Annotated in this window: 12 protein-coding genes and 2 pseudogenes; 8 read left to right on the top strand and 6 right to left on the bottom strand. The window is 68.2% G+C overall.

The annotated features are described in order from the left end of the window. Nucleotides 1-44: 44 nt before the first annotated feature. The 4 genes from ACFVH5_RS13935 to ACFVH5_RS13920 all read right to left on the bottom strand — a co-directional run bounded on the left by ACFVH5_RS13935 (nt 45) and on the right by ACFVH5_RS13920 (nt 2,635). Nucleotides 45-860, bottom strand: a complete 816-nt coding sequence (locus ACFVH5_RS13935) for a phosphatase PAP2 family protein (RefSeq protein ID WP_385833815.1) — start codon at nt 858-860, stop codon at nt 45-47. A 199-nt stretch (nt 861-1,059) separates the two neighbouring features. Next, complete coding sequence (locus tag ACFVH5_RS13930; protein ID WP_385833814.1) at nt 1,060-2,019, bottom strand: hypothetical protein; 960 nt, start codon at nt 2,017-2,019, stop codon at nt 1,060-1,062. Beyond that, on the bottom strand, nt 2,016-2,357 hold the full coding sequence (locus ACFVH5_RS13925) for a PadR family transcriptional regulator (RefSeq protein WP_385833813.1): 342 nt from the start codon (nt 2,355-2,357) through the stop codon (nt 2,016-2,018). The genes ACFVH5_RS13930 and ACFVH5_RS13925 overlap by 4 nt, the downstream gene beginning before the upstream one ends. Then, nucleotides 2,354-2,635, bottom strand: coding sequence for a hypothetical protein (locus ACFVH5_RS13920; RefSeq protein ID WP_385833811.1), 282 nt, complete (start codon nt 2,633-2,635; stop codon nt 2,354-2,356). Before ACFVH5_RS13920 ends, ACFVH5_RS13925 begins: the two co-directional genes overlap by 4 nt. Before the next feature lie 187 nt (nt 2,636-2,822). On the opposite strand from ACFVH5_RS13920, the gene ACFVH5_RS13915 reads away from it, so the two are divergent. The 4 genes from ACFVH5_RS13915 (at nt 2,823) to ACFVH5_RS13900 (ending at nt 7,077) form a co-directional block, all read left to right on the top strand. Continuing rightward, entirely contained in the window at nt 2,823-3,542 is a 720-nt protein-coding gene (locus ACFVH5_RS13915; RefSeq protein WP_384808743.1) for a GntR family transcriptional regulator, read from the top strand. After that, on the top strand, nt 3,539-4,552 hold the full coding sequence (locus tag ACFVH5_RS13910; protein ID WP_385833810.1) for an ADP-ribosylglycohydrolase family protein: 1,014 nt from the start codon (nt 3,539-3,541) through the stop codon (nt 4,550-4,552). Before ACFVH5_RS13915 ends, ACFVH5_RS13910 begins: the two co-directional genes overlap by 4 nt. Nucleotides 4,553-4,630: 78 nt before the next feature. Next, nucleotides 4,631-6,115 (top strand): purine-cytosine permease family protein, encoded by a 1,485-nt coding sequence (locus ACFVH5_RS13905; RefSeq protein ID WP_385833808.1) that lies wholly within the window; start codon nt 4,631-4,633, stop codon nt 6,113-6,115. Continuing rightward, nucleotides 6,112-7,077, top strand: coding sequence for a PfkB family carbohydrate kinase (locus ACFVH5_RS13900; protein ID WP_385833807.1), 966 nt, complete (start codon nt 6,112-6,114; stop codon nt 7,075-7,077). Before ACFVH5_RS13905 ends, ACFVH5_RS13900 begins: the two co-directional genes overlap by 4 nt. A gap of 318 nt (nt 7,078-7,395) precedes the next feature. Here the strand turns inward: ACFVH5_RS13900 and ACFVH5_RS13895 are convergent. Further along, nucleotides 7,396-7,512 (bottom strand): annotated as a pseudogene (locus tag ACFVH5_RS13895) (electron transfer flavoprotein subunit alpha/FixB family protein); the annotation flags it as partial. 485 nt (nt 7,513-7,997) lie between these two features. On the opposite strand from ACFVH5_RS13895, the gene ACFVH5_RS13890 reads away from it, so the two are divergent. The 4 genes and pseudogenes from ACFVH5_RS13890 (at nt 7,998) to ACFVH5_RS13875 (ending at nt 13,121) form a co-directional block, all read left to right on the top strand. Continuing rightward, a complete protein-coding gene (locus ACFVH5_RS13890; RefSeq protein WP_385833806.1) occupies nt 7,998-8,978 on the top strand; it encodes a helix-turn-helix domain-containing protein in 981 nt (326 codons plus the stop codon). A 228-nt stretch (nt 8,979-9,206) separates the two neighbouring features. Then, nucleotides 9,207-9,767: a hypothetical protein gene (locus ACFVH5_RS13885; RefSeq protein ID WP_385833804.1), complete on the top strand. Its 561-nt coding sequence runs from the start codon at nt 9,207-9,209 to the stop codon at nt 9,765-9,767. A gap of 943 nt (nt 9,768-10,710) precedes the next feature. Beyond that, complete coding sequence (locus tag ACFVH5_RS13880; RefSeq protein WP_385833802.1) at nt 10,711-11,229, top strand: TerD family protein; 519 nt, start codon at nt 10,711-10,713, stop codon at nt 11,227-11,229. Between the two features lie 959 nt (nt 11,230-12,188). After that, nucleotides 12,189-13,121: pseudogene (locus tag ACFVH5_RS13875) on the top strand (IS5 family transposase). Nucleotides 13,122-13,508: 387 nt separating this feature from the next. Here the strand turns inward: ACFVH5_RS13875 and ACFVH5_RS13870 are convergent. Further along, nucleotides 13,509-16,211 carry an NACHT domain-containing protein gene (locus tag ACFVH5_RS13870; RefSeq protein ID WP_385833801.1) on the bottom strand — a complete coding sequence of 901 codons (2,703 nt, stop codon included), beginning with the start codon at nt 16,209-16,211 and terminating at the stop codon, nt 13,509-13,511. Nucleotides 16,212-16,556 lie beyond the last annotated feature (345 nt).

The following is a 16,556-nucleotide window of genomic DNA, read 5'->3' as shown; positions in this document are numbered from 1 at the left end:
CTTTGCCAGCATGCGCCGGTTCCAGCCCGGAGCCGACCATCTGGTCAGTCCAGGTCGGGGCGTGTGCGGCATCCGGTGTGCGCGGGCCGCCCGACTGCGGCGTACCAGACCAGGGCAGCGCATATGAAGGCCGTCGCCGCGGAGACGAGTGACCTTGTGAGGGTGTCGTTCCGTGCGCCGGAAACGAGGGCGACGGCCAGTGTCAGCGTCAGGGTGATGACGGGCAGCGCACGGGGGGTCTGCGCGGCGTCCGGTACGGCTGCCGGCGGCAGCAGCCAGGTTGCGAGGCCGTAACAGGTACAGGCCAACAGCGTGGCTCCCAGCACTTCGCTGGGCCGGTGGCCGCCCATGGTCGTGCTGTAGGCGGCGATGCAGGCGAGCCACAGCACACCGACCGTGGCGGCGTAGGGGCGGACGCGGGGGGAGACCACGAGGACGGCGGCGAGGGTCAGCGCGGCGGGGATGGTCGTGTGCCCGCTGGGGAACCCCTGATCAAGGAGATTCTCGGGCGCGCCCACCAGGTCGGGGCGGGGCAGGATGGTCGATTTGAGGACCTCCTTGCCTCCGGTCGTGAGGACGACGACCCCGAGCGCCGCGCACCCCTGCCGCCAGCACCGCCGTACCAGGGTGAGGACCACGATGACGGCCAGGCCCGCCATCAGGGTGGGCTTGGCGCTCAGTTCCATCGGCGGCAGGGGAGTTGAGCCGTAGGCCGCTCCTGACAGGGGGTAGATCCACGCAGCTTCGGGGTTCCCGTTGCCGAGATCGAACAGGGCGTTCTCGGCTCGTTGCCCCCACGGGGTGCAGACGGCGAGCAGGTAGACCGTCAGGAATCCCAGGGTGTACAGCAGAGTCGGCATCCACGACCGTGTCGTACGCGACAAGTTGGGGGCCTCGGGGGCCTGCCGTGAGGCCCCCGGACGGTGCACGGGCATGATCGGAGAGTCGCGCTGGGTCATCGCTCTGGTTCTTCCGTTGGGGGAGTTCGGTCACGCACGTCGTGCGGTATGCGGCATGTGGTGGGCCGCCGGGCTCGGCCGGTCCACCGGGGGTCCGCTCCTATTCGGCGGGTGCCTGCACCTGTCGGCGCCGGGCGGTGATCGCCAGGGCGGGGAGGGGTGTGATCAGCAGGAGGAGGACGACCAGGTCTGGAAAGGACTGCATGAACGCGTCCGGCCGGACGACGATCGCCTGTGTGCGGACGATCGCGACCGCCGCGACGGGGATCAGCCACCGGTGGTCGCCGGTGGCGGCCGTCGCCACCCACGCGGCGATCAGCGCGGTGGCTTCGATGGCGAACAGGCCGCGCTGGAAGGCCGGACTGACGGAGATGATGTGCAGGCTCCCGGCAACGAACATGGCGAGCACCACAGGGGCCAGCCAGCGGTAGGAGCGGCGTCGCAGACGGCCGGGACGGCAGAGCGCCAGTACGGCGCACGCGGTGCACAGTGATCCCGAGAGCACCAGGTCATGGGCGGTTATCGGGGCGCCGAGACCGTAGTAGCTCAGGCCTGACTTGCCCTCGTCGCCGAAGAACGTGTTGCTGTTGAACGTGGCACCGGCGTACATCATCACCGTTGTGGCCGGCAGGGCGATCCAGGCCCTGCCGCGCAGCAGCGCGATCAGGCAGACCAGTGGAAGCAGCCCGTAGGGAAGCAGTCGTGTCCGGCCGGCGGGGCCTTGCGCCCACGGGTACCAGCCGGAGAAGGGGAAGGCGATGGCGTTCTGGCCGGGGTCGATGTGCAGGGCCCAGTGCCACACATCCTGCAAGTACGGAACCAGCGCCAGCGCGGCGAGGACGAGAGCGGTCAGATGGATGCCGTCCAGCCACCACGGCCGGGCCGTGTCGTCGACGACGGCGCGGGCGCGGGCCTGCACCCCGGCGCGCATCAGGGCGGCAACTTCCCGCGGCGGGGGCCAGGAGCGCCCGGGATACGCCTCGGACAGGCAGGCCAGCACCTCCTCTCCCTGCCGGGAACGGTAGGGCTCGGGATAGGCCGCGAGCAGCAGACGGTTCATGCGGGGGCCGCCCCGGTGTTCCGCGAGCGTCCGATGACGACGGCCGCTGCCCGCTGCATCCTGAGCGCCTCCCGGCCGAGCGCCTCGGTGCCGTCCTCGGTGAGCCGGTAGTAGCGCCGCGCCCGTCCGTCCACGATCTCCTCGTGGCTGGCGGCCACCAGCCCGGCCCGCTCCATCCGCTCCAGCGCGCCGTAGAGAGTGCCGACAGCGATCCGGAGCCGCCCGTCGGTGGCCTGCTCGGCAGCCTTGATGATGCCGTATCCGTGCAAAGGACCATCCATGAGTGCGGCAAGGATGAAGTACTGCGGTTCCGTCAGGGGCGGATTCTGTCTGGTCATGCATCGAGCATATATCGAGCTGCGAAATATATCCGCCAGCTCTGGGCGGTCGGCGACAGCACCTCGACGCCCGCGGCAAGCGTCACCCCGTCCTGGCTGGCGGGCGCGACGGTGATCTCCTCGACGCACCCGTGCGGCATTGGGTGATGCGCACTGCGACCTGGCGGTTTGCCCATGCCCGGCGGCGATCCGATCGTGACCGGCGCCCGCACCTGATGCCCCGGACGCGCACACGGCGCCTCGTAGGCGACGGCCGAACCCAGCGAGTGCGCGACCACGACCCGTGCGTCCTCGCCGATCCGGTCGGTGACCCGGGCCAGGGTTGCGGTGCGCTGGTCGGGGTCGGTGAGACGGCGGCTGACCTGCTTGAGGTCGAGGGTCCGGCTCAGCTTTCGTTGCGGGAGGTCCGGCTCAGCTTTTGGACAGGTGTAGACAGGTCGGGTGGTCCGGGTCTAGGTTCCAGACATGCCTGGACAGGTTTATAAGCATCATCGTGTCGCTCATGTGCTGGCTGAGGAGATCCGAGCGGGGGTACATGCCGACGGCAGCAAGCTGCCCGGCGAACACGCGCTGCGAGAGCGGTTCGGAGTGAGCCGTACGACCGTGCGGCAGGCTCTCAACGTCCTCGGCGAGCAGGGGCTCATCGAGACGCACGCCGGTATCGGGTCGCTTGTCACCTTCGACGGCACGCCCCTTGACCAGCGGCTCGGCTGGACCCGTGCCCTTGCCGCGCAGGGCACCGAACTGACGACCGAGACCCTGCGTTTCGAGCGCATACGGGACGAGGCTCTGGCCGGCGAGCTGAGCTTGCAGTCACCCCGGTTCATCGCTCTCGACCGTGTCCGCCGGCTGGTCGGCGGACACGGTGTCTCGCTGGAGTTCAGCCGCGTACCCGCCGTCGCGGCCCTCCTCGACCTGCCGGAGCGCGGACTCGACGACGGTTCCCTGAGCCGCACCCTCGCCGCAGCGGGGCGTGTTCCCGACTCCAGCGAGGCGCACATCTCCGTCGTCGGACTCACCACGGACGAGGCCGCGATCCTGCACCGTTCGCCGGAAGAGTCCTTCCTCCGCGTCGCCCAGGTGTTCCGGGGCGCGGACGGGGACGTCGTCGAGCAGGTCACCAGCCTGCTCGATCCGTCCAGGTTCCAACTGCACGTACGGACTGGCCGAGGAGCCCACCTGTGACCTCCACACCCGACCCCGCCCTGCTCGACCGCGCGCTCGGCGCCTTCTACGGGCTCGCTCTGGGCGACGCCCTCGGGATGCCGACGCAGGTCATGTCCCGCGCCGATGTCGTACGGGTCTACGGCACGCTGAAGGGATTCGAGCCCGCGCGGCCCGACAACCCGGTGAGCGCCGGAATGCCGGCCGGGTCCATCACGGACGACACCGAACAGGCGGTGATCGTGGCGCGGCTCCTGGTCGAAGGCGGCGGGCACGTCGATCCTCTGCGGTTCGCGGAGGAACTCCTGTCCTGGGAGAAGGAGATGAAGGCCAAGGGGTCGTTCGACCTGCTCGGTCCGTCGACGAAGGCGGCCCTGGACGCGGTGACACGCGGCGTCGCCCTCACGGAAGCCGGCAAGCACGGCACGACGAACGGCGCCGCGATGCGGGTGACACCGGTCGGTATCGCGTTCGGCGTCAACGACACGGAACGGTTCCTGGACCGGGTCGTCGAGTCCTGCCAGGTCACACACGACACGACCATCGGAATCGCGGGAGCGTCGGCCGTCGCCGCAGCCGTCTCCACAGGCATGGCCGGCGGCTCACTCGACGACGTCTTCGACGCCGCGGTCGCGATGTCGGTGGCCGGTGCCAGGCGCGGGCACTGGACAGCGGGCGCCAGCATCTCAGCGCGTATCGGCTGGGCACGCGACCTCGTGGCCGACCTGGACACAGCGACGGCGCTCGACCGGATCGACTCGCTCATCGGCACCAGCGTGGCCAGCCAGGAATCGATCCCGGCCGCGTTCGCGGTGCTGGCGCTCACGAACGGTGACCCGTGGCGTTCCGCGCTGCTGGCCGCGAACCTCGGCGGTGACAGCGACACGATCGGTGCCATCGCGGGTGCGATCGCCGGAGCCATGGGAGGGCTCGGTGCCCTGCCCGTCGACGCTGTTCACACCCTGCGAGAGGTCAACGATCTCGAACTGGAGCCTGTGACCAGGCAGTTGCTCACCTACCGCACTCGCTGAAGTTCCCCGCCTTTTTGTTTTCCCTGTTTTTTTCCTCTGTTTTCCCTCTGTACCGAGCACAGGCAAGGAGGTCCCGCGATGGCCGCTTCAACGAAGAACGACCGCGTCGGCACCGTGGAGACCCGTGGGATCGAACCGGTCCCGGACAGCGAGCGGCGCGGTCACGCGAGCCAGATGTTCTGGACGTGGTTCGCCGCCAACATCTCATTGCTCGGGCTGCCGCTCGGCGCGACTCTCGTCGCCTTCCGCGGCCTGAACATCTGGCAGGCCGTTCTTGTCGCGGTCGCCGGTTCGGTGGGCTCGTTCGCGCTGGTGGGTGCGTTGAGCATCGCGGGCAAGAAGGGCGGCGCCCCAGCCCTGACGCTGTCCCGTGCGGTATTCGGGCAGCGTGGCAACCACGGGCCGACCCTGGTGACCTGGCTGAGCCGGGTCGGCTGGGAGACGATCACCACGACCACAGCGGCGTACGCGCTGCTCGCCCTGCTCAACACGGTCTTCGGCGTCGAGCGGGGCACGGTCCTCACCCTGCTGTGTCTGCTGGTCTTCATTGCCTGCACGCTGATGATCAGCGGGCTCGGGCACGCCACCATCATGTGGATCAACAAGTGGGCGACCGTGGTCTTCGGAATCCTCAACCTCGTGGTGATGGGCTTCCTCGTGGCGACCGTCGACTGGTCGAAGGTGCTCGACCACCCGGCCGGTCCTGCCAGCGGCGTCATCGCAGGCATCGGATTCATCGCGGCGGGCACCGGCATCGGATGGGCCAACGCCGGTGCGGACTACGCCCGTTACCTGCCGCAGGCGATCCCGGGCATACGGCTCGTGCGCGCCTCGGCGTTCGGGGCCGGCATTCCTCTCGTGCTGCTGATCTCCTTGGGCTCGCTCCTCACGGCCGGTGATCCCGCACTCGCCACCTCCGCCGATCCGGTTGCGGCGGTCAACGCGATGTTGCCGTCCTGGATGGCAGTGCCGTATCTGATTGCGGCGTTCGGTGGGCTGCTGATGTCCAATCACCTCTCCACCTACTCGGCCGGGTTGACGATGATCACGCTCGGTGTCCGGGTACCGCGTGCGTGGGCGGTCGTTCTGGACGTCATCCTGATGTTCCTCGGCGGCGTCTACTTCATGCTCATCGCAGACGACTTCTACGGCCCGTTCAGCACCTTCCTGACGCTGCTCGCCGTACCGATCTCCGCCTGGATCGGTGTCATCGCCGTCGACATGATCCGGGGCCGGCAGTACGACCCCGCCGGCCTGATGGACACGGGACGCGGCAGCCGCTACTGGTACACCGGCGGGTTCAATCTGCCCGCCGTCCTCGCGTGGCTGGCCGCGATCGCCGCCGGGCTGACCTTCACCAGGGCCGCGACGGGCGCCGACGACGTGTGGTTCGCGGGGCCGTTGGCCGGTTCCTGGCTCGGCACGAACGGCCTCGGCTGGCTCATCGCGATCGTCACAGCAGGCGCGGCATACCTGCTGCTCGGACGGCGCCCACCGCAGCGCGCCGAATCGGCCCCCGACTCCGCCCCCGGTCCCACCACGTTCGAGGAGGCCACCCGATGAACGACCACTACCGTGTCGTCCTCGCGGGGAACGTCATCGTCGACCTCGTCATCGAGGTGCCCAGCCTGCCCGAGCGCGGGGGCGATGTCATCGGAACCCGCACCGAGCTGTACGCGGGCGGTGGCTTCAACACACTCACCGCGGCGCGCCGGCTTGGCGCCGAGGCCGTCTACGCCGGGCTCCACGGCACCGGCCCCTACGGAGAGCTGGTGCGTTCCTCGCTCACGGCAGAAGGGATCGGACTGGTCCTTCCGGCACGCTCGGACGGCGACACCGGGTTCTGCGTGGCGCTCGTCGACAAAGGAGGCGAGAGGACCTTCGTCACGAGTTTCGGCGTCGACGCACGGATGACGCCGGATGAGACGGCGACGATCGCCGCGTCCGTGCGGGGCCGCGACCTGGTGCAGGTCTCCGGCTACAGCCTGGTGATGGAGGTGAACGGCCCTCTGCTGTCCCGCATGGTCGCAAACCTCGCGGAAGACGTACGGGTCTGTCTGGACCCCGCGCCGCTGGTGGCGGACATCCCGGCCGGGGTACTGAACCCGGTACTGGCCCGGGCCGACTGGCTGAGCTGCAATGCGCGGGAGGCCCGGCTGATGACGGGGGTGGCGGACCCGCGGGAAGCGGCGCAGGTGCTGCGCGGGCGCATGCGGAGCGGGGCCGGGATCGTCGTGCGGGCCGATAGGGACGGCTGCTGGCTGTCGGCACCGGGTTCTCATGACATCGTGCATGTCCCCGGGTTTCGGGTGCACGCGGTGGACAGCAACGGGGCTGGGGACGCGCATGTGGGCGCGTTCCTGGCGCTGCTGGGGCGGGGAGCTTCCGCCTACGACGCGGCGCGCGGAGCGAACGCGGCAGCGGCTTTGGCGGTGACACGGCGGGGCCCTGCGACCGGGCCGACCTCGGGCGAACTGGCCGCGCTGCTGGGCGAGGAAGCATCGAGTGCGCTGGGGTTGAACTGAAGGACCTCTCCTCCTGGCGTAAGACTGCGGCCGCGAGGGGTGGCCCGCGAGACAGCCGGCGCGCAGTTTGCCGCCCGGATGGGCACGGTTCGCCGTGACTGGGACGGCACTGTGACGTCCCCAGCCGTGCGAAGGTTACGTTGCCGGACCCTCTCTCCGAGCTTCCATGATCTGGATCAACGACCCACGACGAATCGTCCTCTGGGCACGGCAGAGTACGGCCCCCAGCACTGGCTCGCTCAGTGCGGCGTAGGCCACGGTTCGAGGAAGATGGTGGGCACGCCGATGTGGACGAGTTTGCCCGGCGCCGATTCAGGGTCAGCCCTGGCGGGTCTTGATCTCCTCGGTGAGTTGCGGGACGACCTCGAAGAGGTCGCCGACCACGCCGTAGCCGACCAGGTCGAAGATCGGGGCTTCGGCGTCCTTGGCGACTGCCATCCAGCGCCGGGCGCTTCGGGGGCGGAGCCGGCGCTCCGCCCCGTACGTCGCCCTGGACGCCCCGTGCGTGGGGGCGTACGCCGTTCCGCCGTGTCCGTCGCGCTCGTCGGCTTGCTTGCTGCAGCGTTCCGCCGGACTGTCCCTGATCGTCGCGCACTCCGGCGCGCATGCCGAACTCCTCCAACCGTGCTCGGCCGCCAGCTGCGTCGGCCGGTCGCGCGCCGCCGTTCTCACTTTGATGCTCGTCTCGTCTGCCATGACCCGACTCGGCGCACGTATTCCCCCATCACTAGTAGGGGAATACGTGCGCCGGTCTCGCTTCCCCGCCGTAACCAGGCTGGGAGTCCCGTGCTGAGGAGCATCGTCCCACCACAGGTTCCCGTATCGCCGTGAGCGCCGCACCGCCACAAGCGCTGGCGGCTTCCACCCGCTACTCCTTGCGGGTGACGCCATGTCAGGCTCGCCATGACAACACTGGGCTCATGGACGTGACCAGCACGGCAGAAGTTCCGGCGGGGGAGCGGTTCGCTTTCTGGCGCGAGGTGAACGCGAAGCTCTGGGTGCCCTACGACTTACGTTGCGATCGGCAGGTGGAGAGCGGATTCACAGCTCAGGTCGGCACCAGCGAGTTCGGCCCCGTGCAGGCGGCGTTGATCACCACGATGCCGCATTCGGTCCACCGCACATCCAGGCTCATTCGCACGGCCGATCCCGAAGTGTTCAAGCTGGGCTGCTTCGTGCGCGGCGGCGGCACCATGACGAAAGACGGCAGGCATACGATTTTCCGAGCCGGGGACATGACTCTGTACGATCCGTCATATCCTTATCTGGCAGAGTTTGCGCCGGACACTCCTGTGCACCAGCTACTGCTCCTGCGCTTCCCGCGCTCACTGCTGCCGTTGCCCGCCCAGGACCTGCGGCGTCTGAGCACCGTGCGCATCCCGGGCACCCACGGCATCGGTGCCATCTCGTCACAGTTCCTGCTGCACCTGGCCCGGCACATGCACGAGTTGAGCCCGGCCGACACGGCCCGGCTGTCCACCCTGACTCTCGACGTGCTGACCACGGCGCTGGCCGACGCACTCGATGCCCAAAGATCCGTGCCGTCCCACACACGGAGGCGCGCGCTGATGGCCCAGATCCACGCTTTCATCCGGAACAACCTCAGCGATCCGGGTCTGACTCCGGACGCGATTGCCGCCACCCACCACATCTCCCTGCGCTACCTGCACAAGCTGTTCCACCAGGACGGGCACACGGTCGCAGGATGGGTCCGCGAGCGCCGCCTGGAACAGTGCCGGCGCGACCTCGCGGACCCCCGGCTGGCCGCTCGCCCGATCCACGCGATCGCCGCCCGGTGGGGGTTCTCCAGCCCCGCGCACTTCAGCCGGGCTTTCCGCAGCGCCTACGGCGTTCCGCCGGGCCAGTACCGCCAGCAACTCGCGACAGTGCGCGCAGACTGAAGACCTGTGCACTCACAGGCAACGACAATCCTGGCCCCGGCACGCACCCTCATGAGGACGGAACCGAGAGGGCCGGGAAGGGAAAACAGGCGAGAGCGCCGGCGGGTTCTGCGGCCGGAGGGCGTCGCATGTCCTTTCCGCCTTCAGCGGTCGCAATCGAAGAACAGGAACTGGACGGGGAGTCGTGTGCTGAGATCGAAGATCCGAGTATTCGTAAGCGTTGTGGTGATGGGGTTGCTCTTCGCGGCTGCCGGACAGAGCGCCGCAACGGCTGAGCCGTCCCCCCTGCGGTACACGGCGCAGGCGCGGGCAGCGGGGCTGTCGGCGCACCAGGCACAGGCGTTGCAGCGCAAGGTCGACGGTTACCTCGACAAGCTGCGCGGGCGTGGAACGCAGGTTTCGCCGAATCAGATCGACATGAACGGGGCAATGCTGAACGTCACCGTTCCTGGGGAGGAACTGCCCCGACAGCTCGTGCCTGCCGCCGAGGCTAGTCAGCAGGCGACTGTCTGCAAGAACTGGGCGGATACCAACAGCCCAGTGCCCTATGGATGGTTCTGTGCCTACGAGCGCGAGTGGGGCAACGGCGACTCCATCGGCATGTACGCGTGCGACAACTACTTCATTCCCTGGTACAACAACGGTTCGTGGCAGAACAACCAGACCACGGGCACAGTTCCCAGGGTGCACTACGCAGCCGGGGGCTATGCGGACATGCCTGCCGCGCCCTCGATTCAGGGCTACACGATGAACTGGACAGTGGTTCACTCGATCACCAACTGCCAGTAGCGGCGGCGGGCGTTCCTGGAAACCGAGACGAGGCGCCGCCCGGCACGTCCAGAACCGCGCCCGACTCCTGCGGCCCTCTGCGGGGTGGACCCCATCGCAGAACTGTTCTCGGCCGGCACATGGCCCGCACGGGGAACGGCCCAAGATCCCGGGCCTGAAACGTACTTCAGTGCGATGCCGCTGCTTCGGCCCACGGCATCGCACTGAAGTGTGTGTAGACCCAGGAGAGAGGTTCAACTGGCCCGGAGCAGCGGGAAAGCCCCGACTGTACGGGGCGCACGTGGTTGCCAGTCAGCGCGCGCTCACCAGTCGTCGCCAGCGCTGCCCCCACGCGATCGGCAGCCCTTCACTGGGGCACCCCCAGCGCGATTCCTCCATCGGGGTCTCGTGCCCGTCGGCCAGGAATGCAGATCCGTCCCAGCGGCCGTGCTTGCCCGGGTAGCGGAAGGTGTTCGCGATCCACCCGATGGCTGAGCGCCGGCCAGGCACACCGCGCCGCTCTCGCCGCTGCCTGCCGCCCGGAAGTCTTCCCGGAGGAAGGCGTCTCCCTCAACCTGCATGCTGTCGGCGTTCAGAGCTGGACCGCCGGAGTTGTGCAGTTGCGCCCCGCTGCAGTCCAACAGTCCGCCTATATGGGCCCCGGCCAGTACCACCGCGCCATCCTGGGCGGCGCTTGACCGCGGGCACGAGGTGCAGGGCGCGCCCGCAGTGTGGGACTGGGATGTACCGTCCGGGACCCTGTGATCGCCGTTGCGGCCGGACGATGATGCTGGGGATGTACGGGGCCGCCCGGGGAAACTGAGTGGTTGTAGCGCGTGCTGGTGGGGCAGTGGATCTTTGTGGTGAGGTCGGGCATCAAGAAGCGTGTCTGGGGACATGCTTTGGATACTTGACGTGTCTGTGTGGTTCTGGTTCGGGTGAGGGGTGTCAGGTGGGAGCTGTTGTGGGTGGACTGGACAAGGTGGAGGTGCGGCTCAAATGGGACCCGAGTCCTCTGGGTGAGTCTCCGCGGCATCTCGACATTGTGGCGGCGACGTACGCGGCGGACGATCCGTTCGGGGAGCCGGTGTATCTGGTGCACTACAACAGCCGTTCACCGGACGGCACGATCAACATGAGCCGTCACAGCCAGACCGGCCAGGGATTCGGGTTCGTCGAAGAGATGTCGCTGGAGTTCGACCGCCTGTCGAGCGCCTATAGCAGGGTTGTCGTGGGTGTGGTCATCCATCAGGAGCCGGATGCGAGGACGTTCGCAGACATGTCGAACGCCGGGATCCTGATCGTCAAGGATTATCAGGAACTGCTTACTGACGACTTCTCCGGTGTGGCGCACGCGGCCGCGACGACTCTTGCGCAGTTCACCCGTGACGACTCCGGTCACTGGACCATGCACGAGATGATCCGTGGATCCGACAGTGATCCGGCCGTCTTCATGGGGGAGATGGGCGCGGTCCGCCCCTGACCGACAGAACCAGGACCGCGCCATGAAGGTGACCGCTTTCAGGGTGGACGGCGGTGAGCTCTCGGGCCCGAACAGGCCGATAGCGCACGCATGCAGCGGGCAGGAATACCGAAACGCGCCTCACCGCGTCCATCGCCGCTCCCGCGTCCATCGCCGCTCCCGCGTCCATCGCCGCTCCCGCGTCCATCGCCGCTCCCGCGTCCATCGCCGCTCCCGCGTCCTGGTTGCAGCCTGCCGTGCGCTGAGTACCGTGACGTTGGCGCGCTGAACGCCTGGCTGTCACAGGTTCGTTGGGAGCACACATCACGAATTCCGTCTGCGGCTTCGCCGCAGCCGTGCTCGGCAGATGGACGCTCCCGGCATTGGGGCATGTGGGCTGTCATCGCGGCAGGTGCAGCCCCGCTGTCGGCCGGGCTGCCCTGGCTCCTGCGGAAGGGGCCGTATGAGATCGACGGCGCGTGCGTCGACGACGCGCCTCGGCTCGTCCGAGGTCTACGTACGTATCGGCGGCGCCCTCGCCCTGGAACTATCGTCCAGGACGCCCCGAACAGGATGCCACCGACGCCGCCCGTGTCCTGGGCTGCTTCATCCGTCACCACGTACTGCCGCCGGAGACCGCGGCAGTGCTGGACGCGGGGACGCGGGCGCGGCAGCCGTGGCTGGCTTTCCGCGGAACCACACGGGTCAGGCTTGGTCGTAGCTGTGACATACGCCGCTGCGTTGCGCAGCGGCGGGCAGGCCTTGCACCTGCATCTCCCCGCAGGAAGCGGGACGTCTTTCCCAACGCCGGCTGACGCCGGGGTTGCATAGCATGTCCAGGCCCGCGCTGTGAGGCGGCGCCCTGCGTTTCGAAGGCTTCAGCGCCGCCTCACACCCACGCCACGCGGTTCTGACTCAGCGCTAGGCACTGTTTCTCGGATCTCCCGACGAGTGTGGGGTGTTGGGTTCAGTCTGGTGGCATGGGTCGCGGAGATCTGACGAATGCGGAGTGGGATCGGCTGGAGTCGTTCTTACCTCTTGGTGGTGCGCGTGGAGGCCGGTGGAGTGATCACCGGCGGGTGATCAACGATGTGCTGTGCCGGGTGCGGACGGGGGTGCAGTGGCGGGATCTGCCGGAACGGTTCGGGCCGTGGGAGACGGTCTATAAACGTCATCGCCGCTGGTCAGCTGATGGAACGTGGAAGATGCTGCTGTCTCGTGTTCAGGGTGCCGAAGATGCCGTGGGCGGTATCGACTGGGACGTGTCGGTGGACTCGACAGCCGTGCGGGCTCACCAGCATGCTGCCGGTGCGAGGAAGACGCCTTCGGACGCCGCCCCTCAAAAAGGGGGTCGTGCGGGGGACGAACCGGGTCGATCCAGTCCTGGGAAAGTTGGTCAACCGGCTGGAGGAGGTGGTCGGTTCGGCGAATGCCTGGGACGTTCCCGCGGAGGATTCACCACCAAGATTCACCTCGCCGCCGACGGATGATGCCGGCCCCTCGCCCTCCTCCTGACACCGGGACACTACGGTGACGGCCCGCAGCTCATGCGGGTCCTGGAGCAGATTTCCGTGCCCCGCACCGGCGTCGGACGTCCTCGCACCAGGCCAGAGCATGTGCTGGCAGACAAGGCATGCACCGCTCGGGAAAACCGCCGCTACCTGCGACGACGCGGCATTGCCCACACCATCCCCGAACGCCTCGACCAGCAAAGACATCGGCGCAGCCGCGGTTCCCGCGGCGGCCGTCCCACCGGCTTCGACAGCGAGCACTACAAGAAACGCAACACCGTCGAGCGAGCCATCAACCGGCTGAAGAGCTTCCGGGCCGTCGCCACCCGATACGAAAAACGCGCCGCCATCTACCTCGGCACCGTCACCCTCGCAGCCCTCCTCATCTGGCTCCGAACATGATCCAGGAAACAGTCCCTAGGCCCCGCGCACGCCGTCAGGTGGTCGTCGGCCGCCCTGCCGTGCGGGTCGGGTTGGGTCGGCCACGGCGTCCAGGACCGCACACAAGTCCCCTACACTCGGACCGACTTGGAGAACGGATGCTCAAGGAGTTCGTTGGCATGTATGCATGGCCGGGTCCTGGACGGTGATTCCGTAGGACCGGGCTGCGTCGCATTGGGAAACCGCGCCAGCAGATCGGGCCCGTTGCCTTCCACCGCGGTGACGGGCCCGGGGCGCAGCTTCCGAAGACGCGGGACGTCGGTCTGCAGGCGAACGTCGCGCCCGTCTTCCTCGGACCTACCGCAGCCTGAGGCGGATCGCTGACCCCAACGTCAGGCCCGAAGGACCTCAGGTGCTCCGTGCACCACATGGCTCCCCTGATTGCCGTGTTCCTCCGGTTCGGCAATGGGCCTGACACGGCAGATTTGGGTGCGCGGCGAGATGGTGCTGCAGGTTTTGGTGGCGGAATTGGTAGACGGCCCCGACCTGGCGCAGCACGAAGCGCCGTTCGTGGGCATCGGTGAGGAAGGCTGCGAGATCGTAGGGGAGTCGGTATCTGAGGGCGAGGTAGGCCCGTGTGAGGGTGTGGGGCCACCAGGCGGTGCGGCTGAGGGCCGTGGCCAGTCCAACGGTGAGTCCGGCGGACCCGAGGGCAAGGGCATACGCGAGTGCCCGTACGGCGAGCGGGAGATGTTCCATCGGGTGGTCCGCACCAGGTGGTCCGCCATGGGTGAGAACCGGGCCATCCGAGCCCAGAGCGGACACGGTGTAGATGCCGGCGAATCCGAGACCGGCTGCGGCGGCTGCGAGCGGGACCAGCTTGCGAAACGTGCTGTGGTCCTGGGCGAGTGACGTTGCCGGGTCTTGCGGTGTGCCCTCGTCAGCAGGTCGGACGTGCAGGCTTGCGGCGAGCCCGACACCGAGGCCGTACAGGGCGGTGTAGTAGATGTAGTTGCCAGGGTGGTCGGCGAGGGAGAAGTGCGCGCTGTTCAGCAGTGCGGGCATGGTGTCCATGAGGAGCAGGACGAGTCCGACGGCCGGGCCTGCGAGCAGGCCAAGAGCCAGGGCGCGTCCGTCGAAGGACCATTTCAGTGCGCTGGCCGGTGCGGGATTTTCGCTGCTGCGGCGGGTGGCTGAGCCGAGCAGCCCTCCGGCAAAGGCGTATACGAGGGCGTTGACGCCAGCTGTTGCCAGAGCTGTGGTGCTGCCCAACCAGGCAAAGGGGAACCATAGCGACAGGCCTGCTGCCAGGCCTGTCAGGCACGTTCTCCAGTGCCAGGACCACGAGGGTCTGCGAGCTGAGGCATTGGTTGTGTCACGGCGGGCGGTGCTGGTGGTGATGAGGCTGCCGATCAGTCCGCTGGCGAAGCCGAGAGCGATTCCACCGATGGGAACGTAATCGGAGGGAAAGCGTGGTTCTGCCGAGGCGGGGTCGACCAGCCAGAAGGCGGCACCGTCGATCAAGGTGCTGGTGAGCCCTGCGGCTACGCCCGCGGTGATTCCGGAGGCGAGTCCCGCGGACAGTCCGCCGACGATTGCGGGTTCCGCGCCCAGCACCCACCACAGGTTTGCCTCAGGCGTGAGGCTGGAGCCGACGAAGGCGGCGAGGAATGCGGTGGCCCAGGCGCTCAGTCCGATCATGATGCCTGTGATCAGGGGGCAGAGGCGGCGGGGGAGGGCGGACTGCAGCTGCCACCAGGCGAGGTCGGTGGAGCCGCTGAGTGTGCGCTGGAGATGGCAGGCCAGGAAGCGCAGGGTGCGTGCTGCTTGCTGCGGGCTCCACCTGCATGGGTGGAGCGGATGCGGCCGGTAGGCGGCGGGCACGTAGGCACCCAGCAGATGGCGTTCTGCCGCGCGGCGGTCCGGCAGGAGGGTGCGGTCGCACAGTTGCTCAGGATCGGGCAGTTCAGCCGGGTGTTCTCCGCGGCGTGAGTTGTACACGCCGGCGGCGAGCGTCAGCATCAGAGGATTGGTGAGGAGGTCGTGGAGCATGGTTGGCGTGGGGGCCGCGAGGTCGGCAGCGACTGAATGCCAGCGCGCTGCCGTGCCGTCGCCGGGGGTATCGGCGTGACGCAGGAGGTAGTCGGCGGCTGCCGAGACGTTCAGTGGCCGCAGTTCGACAGCTGCCGAGGCGGCCAGCCTGGCCGGGGGAGCTGTACCGGGAGCTGCAGTCTCCCGGTAGGCGTCGGCCCTGCTGGACAGCACCACGGCTTGCCCGAGTGCGAGCGTCTCGTTGATCAGATCGAGTGCCAGAGCCCGCGCTGTGACGGGCAGTTCGTCAAAGCCATCCAGTAGCGGAAGGACAAGGCCCGCCCGCACCAGGGCGACAGCGGACTCCGAAGCCCCGTCGTGCGCGTCAAGGGGCTGGCCAAGAAGCGGGTAGTCACGGGTGAGCCGCTGGGCCATCCAGCGATCGAGCGGCTGCGCAGTGGGGTCCCAGGAGGCCAGGGGAAACAGCACTGGTACAGGGCCGCCGGCCGCACGCTCGTGCATCAGGCCGAGCAGACAGCGGATCAGCAGCACGGTCTTGCCCGAACCTGGCGTTCCCAGGACGACCAGCCTGCGGGTGGGTACGCGCCGCGCGAAGACCTCAGCGATCTTCCCGTCGCGGCCGGCTAATTGCTCCGGGCCGCCCGCCCAGCCGCCCGCGTCCGAAGGCGGTCCTCCGGGCCAGCCGAGTGCGATCTGGCACAGCAGTTCCCAGGGTTCGGACAGGGCGGGGTCGGCGGCGTCCCATGAGACCGGCAGCGGGTAGGGGTTGTTGACTCCGCGGAGCCTGATCTCGGCGTTCCACTGCTCGCCCGCCACTGCAGCGAGCCGGTCGGCGAGCAGGCCCAGCTCTGCGGGACCTCGGGTCTGTCCGTGCGAGGCGTTGCGGAACGTCGCCCATGCCAGGTACATCCCGGCAAGCGAGGGCAGGAACGCGGTAATGGTGCTTGCGACGGGCAGGTCGAACCGGTAGGCGAGCCACACCGCTCCGGCTGTCCCGACCAGCGCAAGACTGAAGTAGACCCAGCCGTCGCGCCGGCACCGTATGTCCGTGGTCATCATGGGCAGTTGTGGCGTCCTCGGGGAGGGGGATATCCCTCCCTTCCTACTCACTGAAGCTAGCCCGGCGTGGCGGAATGCATGGCATTCACCCTGCCGGGGTCTGTGGGTCGGCAGGTGATCTGGTCAACTGCCTCTCCCGCAGTTCGAAGCAATCCTCTGAGCAGGGCGCCTATCCATCAGTGAGAACGGATGCCCGTCACCAGACTTTGCTGTGAATCGCACGACGTTCGCTGCGAGGGGTCAATCCGCCTGTGAGTGGGCGTGTTGGTGGCATTGGGTGGGTGTCAGCGGAGCGGTGGCGCTGGATGCCTGGTCCGGGGGCTTGTGTGCGGGGCGGTTTGCTGT

Origin of the sequence: Streptomyces sp. NPDC127119 (assembly GCF_042677425.1) — a bacterium.
Lineage (GTDB): Bacteria > Actinomycetota > Actinomycetes > Streptomycetales > Streptomycetaceae > Streptomyces.
This window is presented reverse-complemented; position numbering and strand designations above follow the sequence as displayed.

What these genes read in the sequence shown, in the direction of transcription:
- ACFVH5_RS13935 (WP_385833815.1), bottom strand. Translation starts at nt 860, where the DNA reads ATGCCGACTCTGCTGTACACCCTGGGATTCCTGACGGTCTACCTGCTC.
- ACFVH5_RS13905 (WP_385833808.1), top strand. Translation starts at nt 4,631, where the DNA reads ATGGCCGCTTCAACGAAGAACGACCGCGTCGGCACCGTGGAGACCCGT.
- ACFVH5_RS13925 (WP_385833813.1), bottom strand. Translation starts at nt 2,357, where the DNA reads ATGACCAGACAGAATCCGCCCCTGACGGAACCGCAGTACTTCATCCTT.
- ACFVH5_RS13930 (WP_385833814.1), bottom strand. Translation starts at nt 2,019, where the DNA reads ATGAACCGTCTGCTGCTCGCGGCCTATCCCGAGCCCTACCGTTCCCGG.
- ACFVH5_RS13885 (WP_385833804.1), top strand. Translation starts at nt 9,207, where the DNA reads ATGGGGTTGCTCTTCGCGGCTGCCGGACAGAGCGCCGCAACGGCTGAG.
- ACFVH5_RS13915 (WP_384808743.1), top strand. Translation starts at nt 2,823, where the DNA reads ATGCCTGGACAGGTTTATAAGCATCATCGTGTCGCTCATGTGCTGGCT.
- ACFVH5_RS13900 (WP_385833807.1), top strand. Translation starts at nt 6,112, where the DNA reads ATGAACGACCACTACCGTGTCGTCCTCGCGGGGAACGTCATCGTCGAC.
- ACFVH5_RS13870 (WP_385833801.1), bottom strand. Translation starts at nt 16,211, where the DNA reads ATGATGACCACGGACATACGGTGCCGGCGCGACGGCTGGGTCTACTTC.
- ACFVH5_RS13890 (WP_385833806.1), top strand. Translation starts at nt 7,998, where the DNA reads ATGGACGTGACCAGCACGGCAGAAGTTCCGGCGGGGGAGCGGTTCGCT.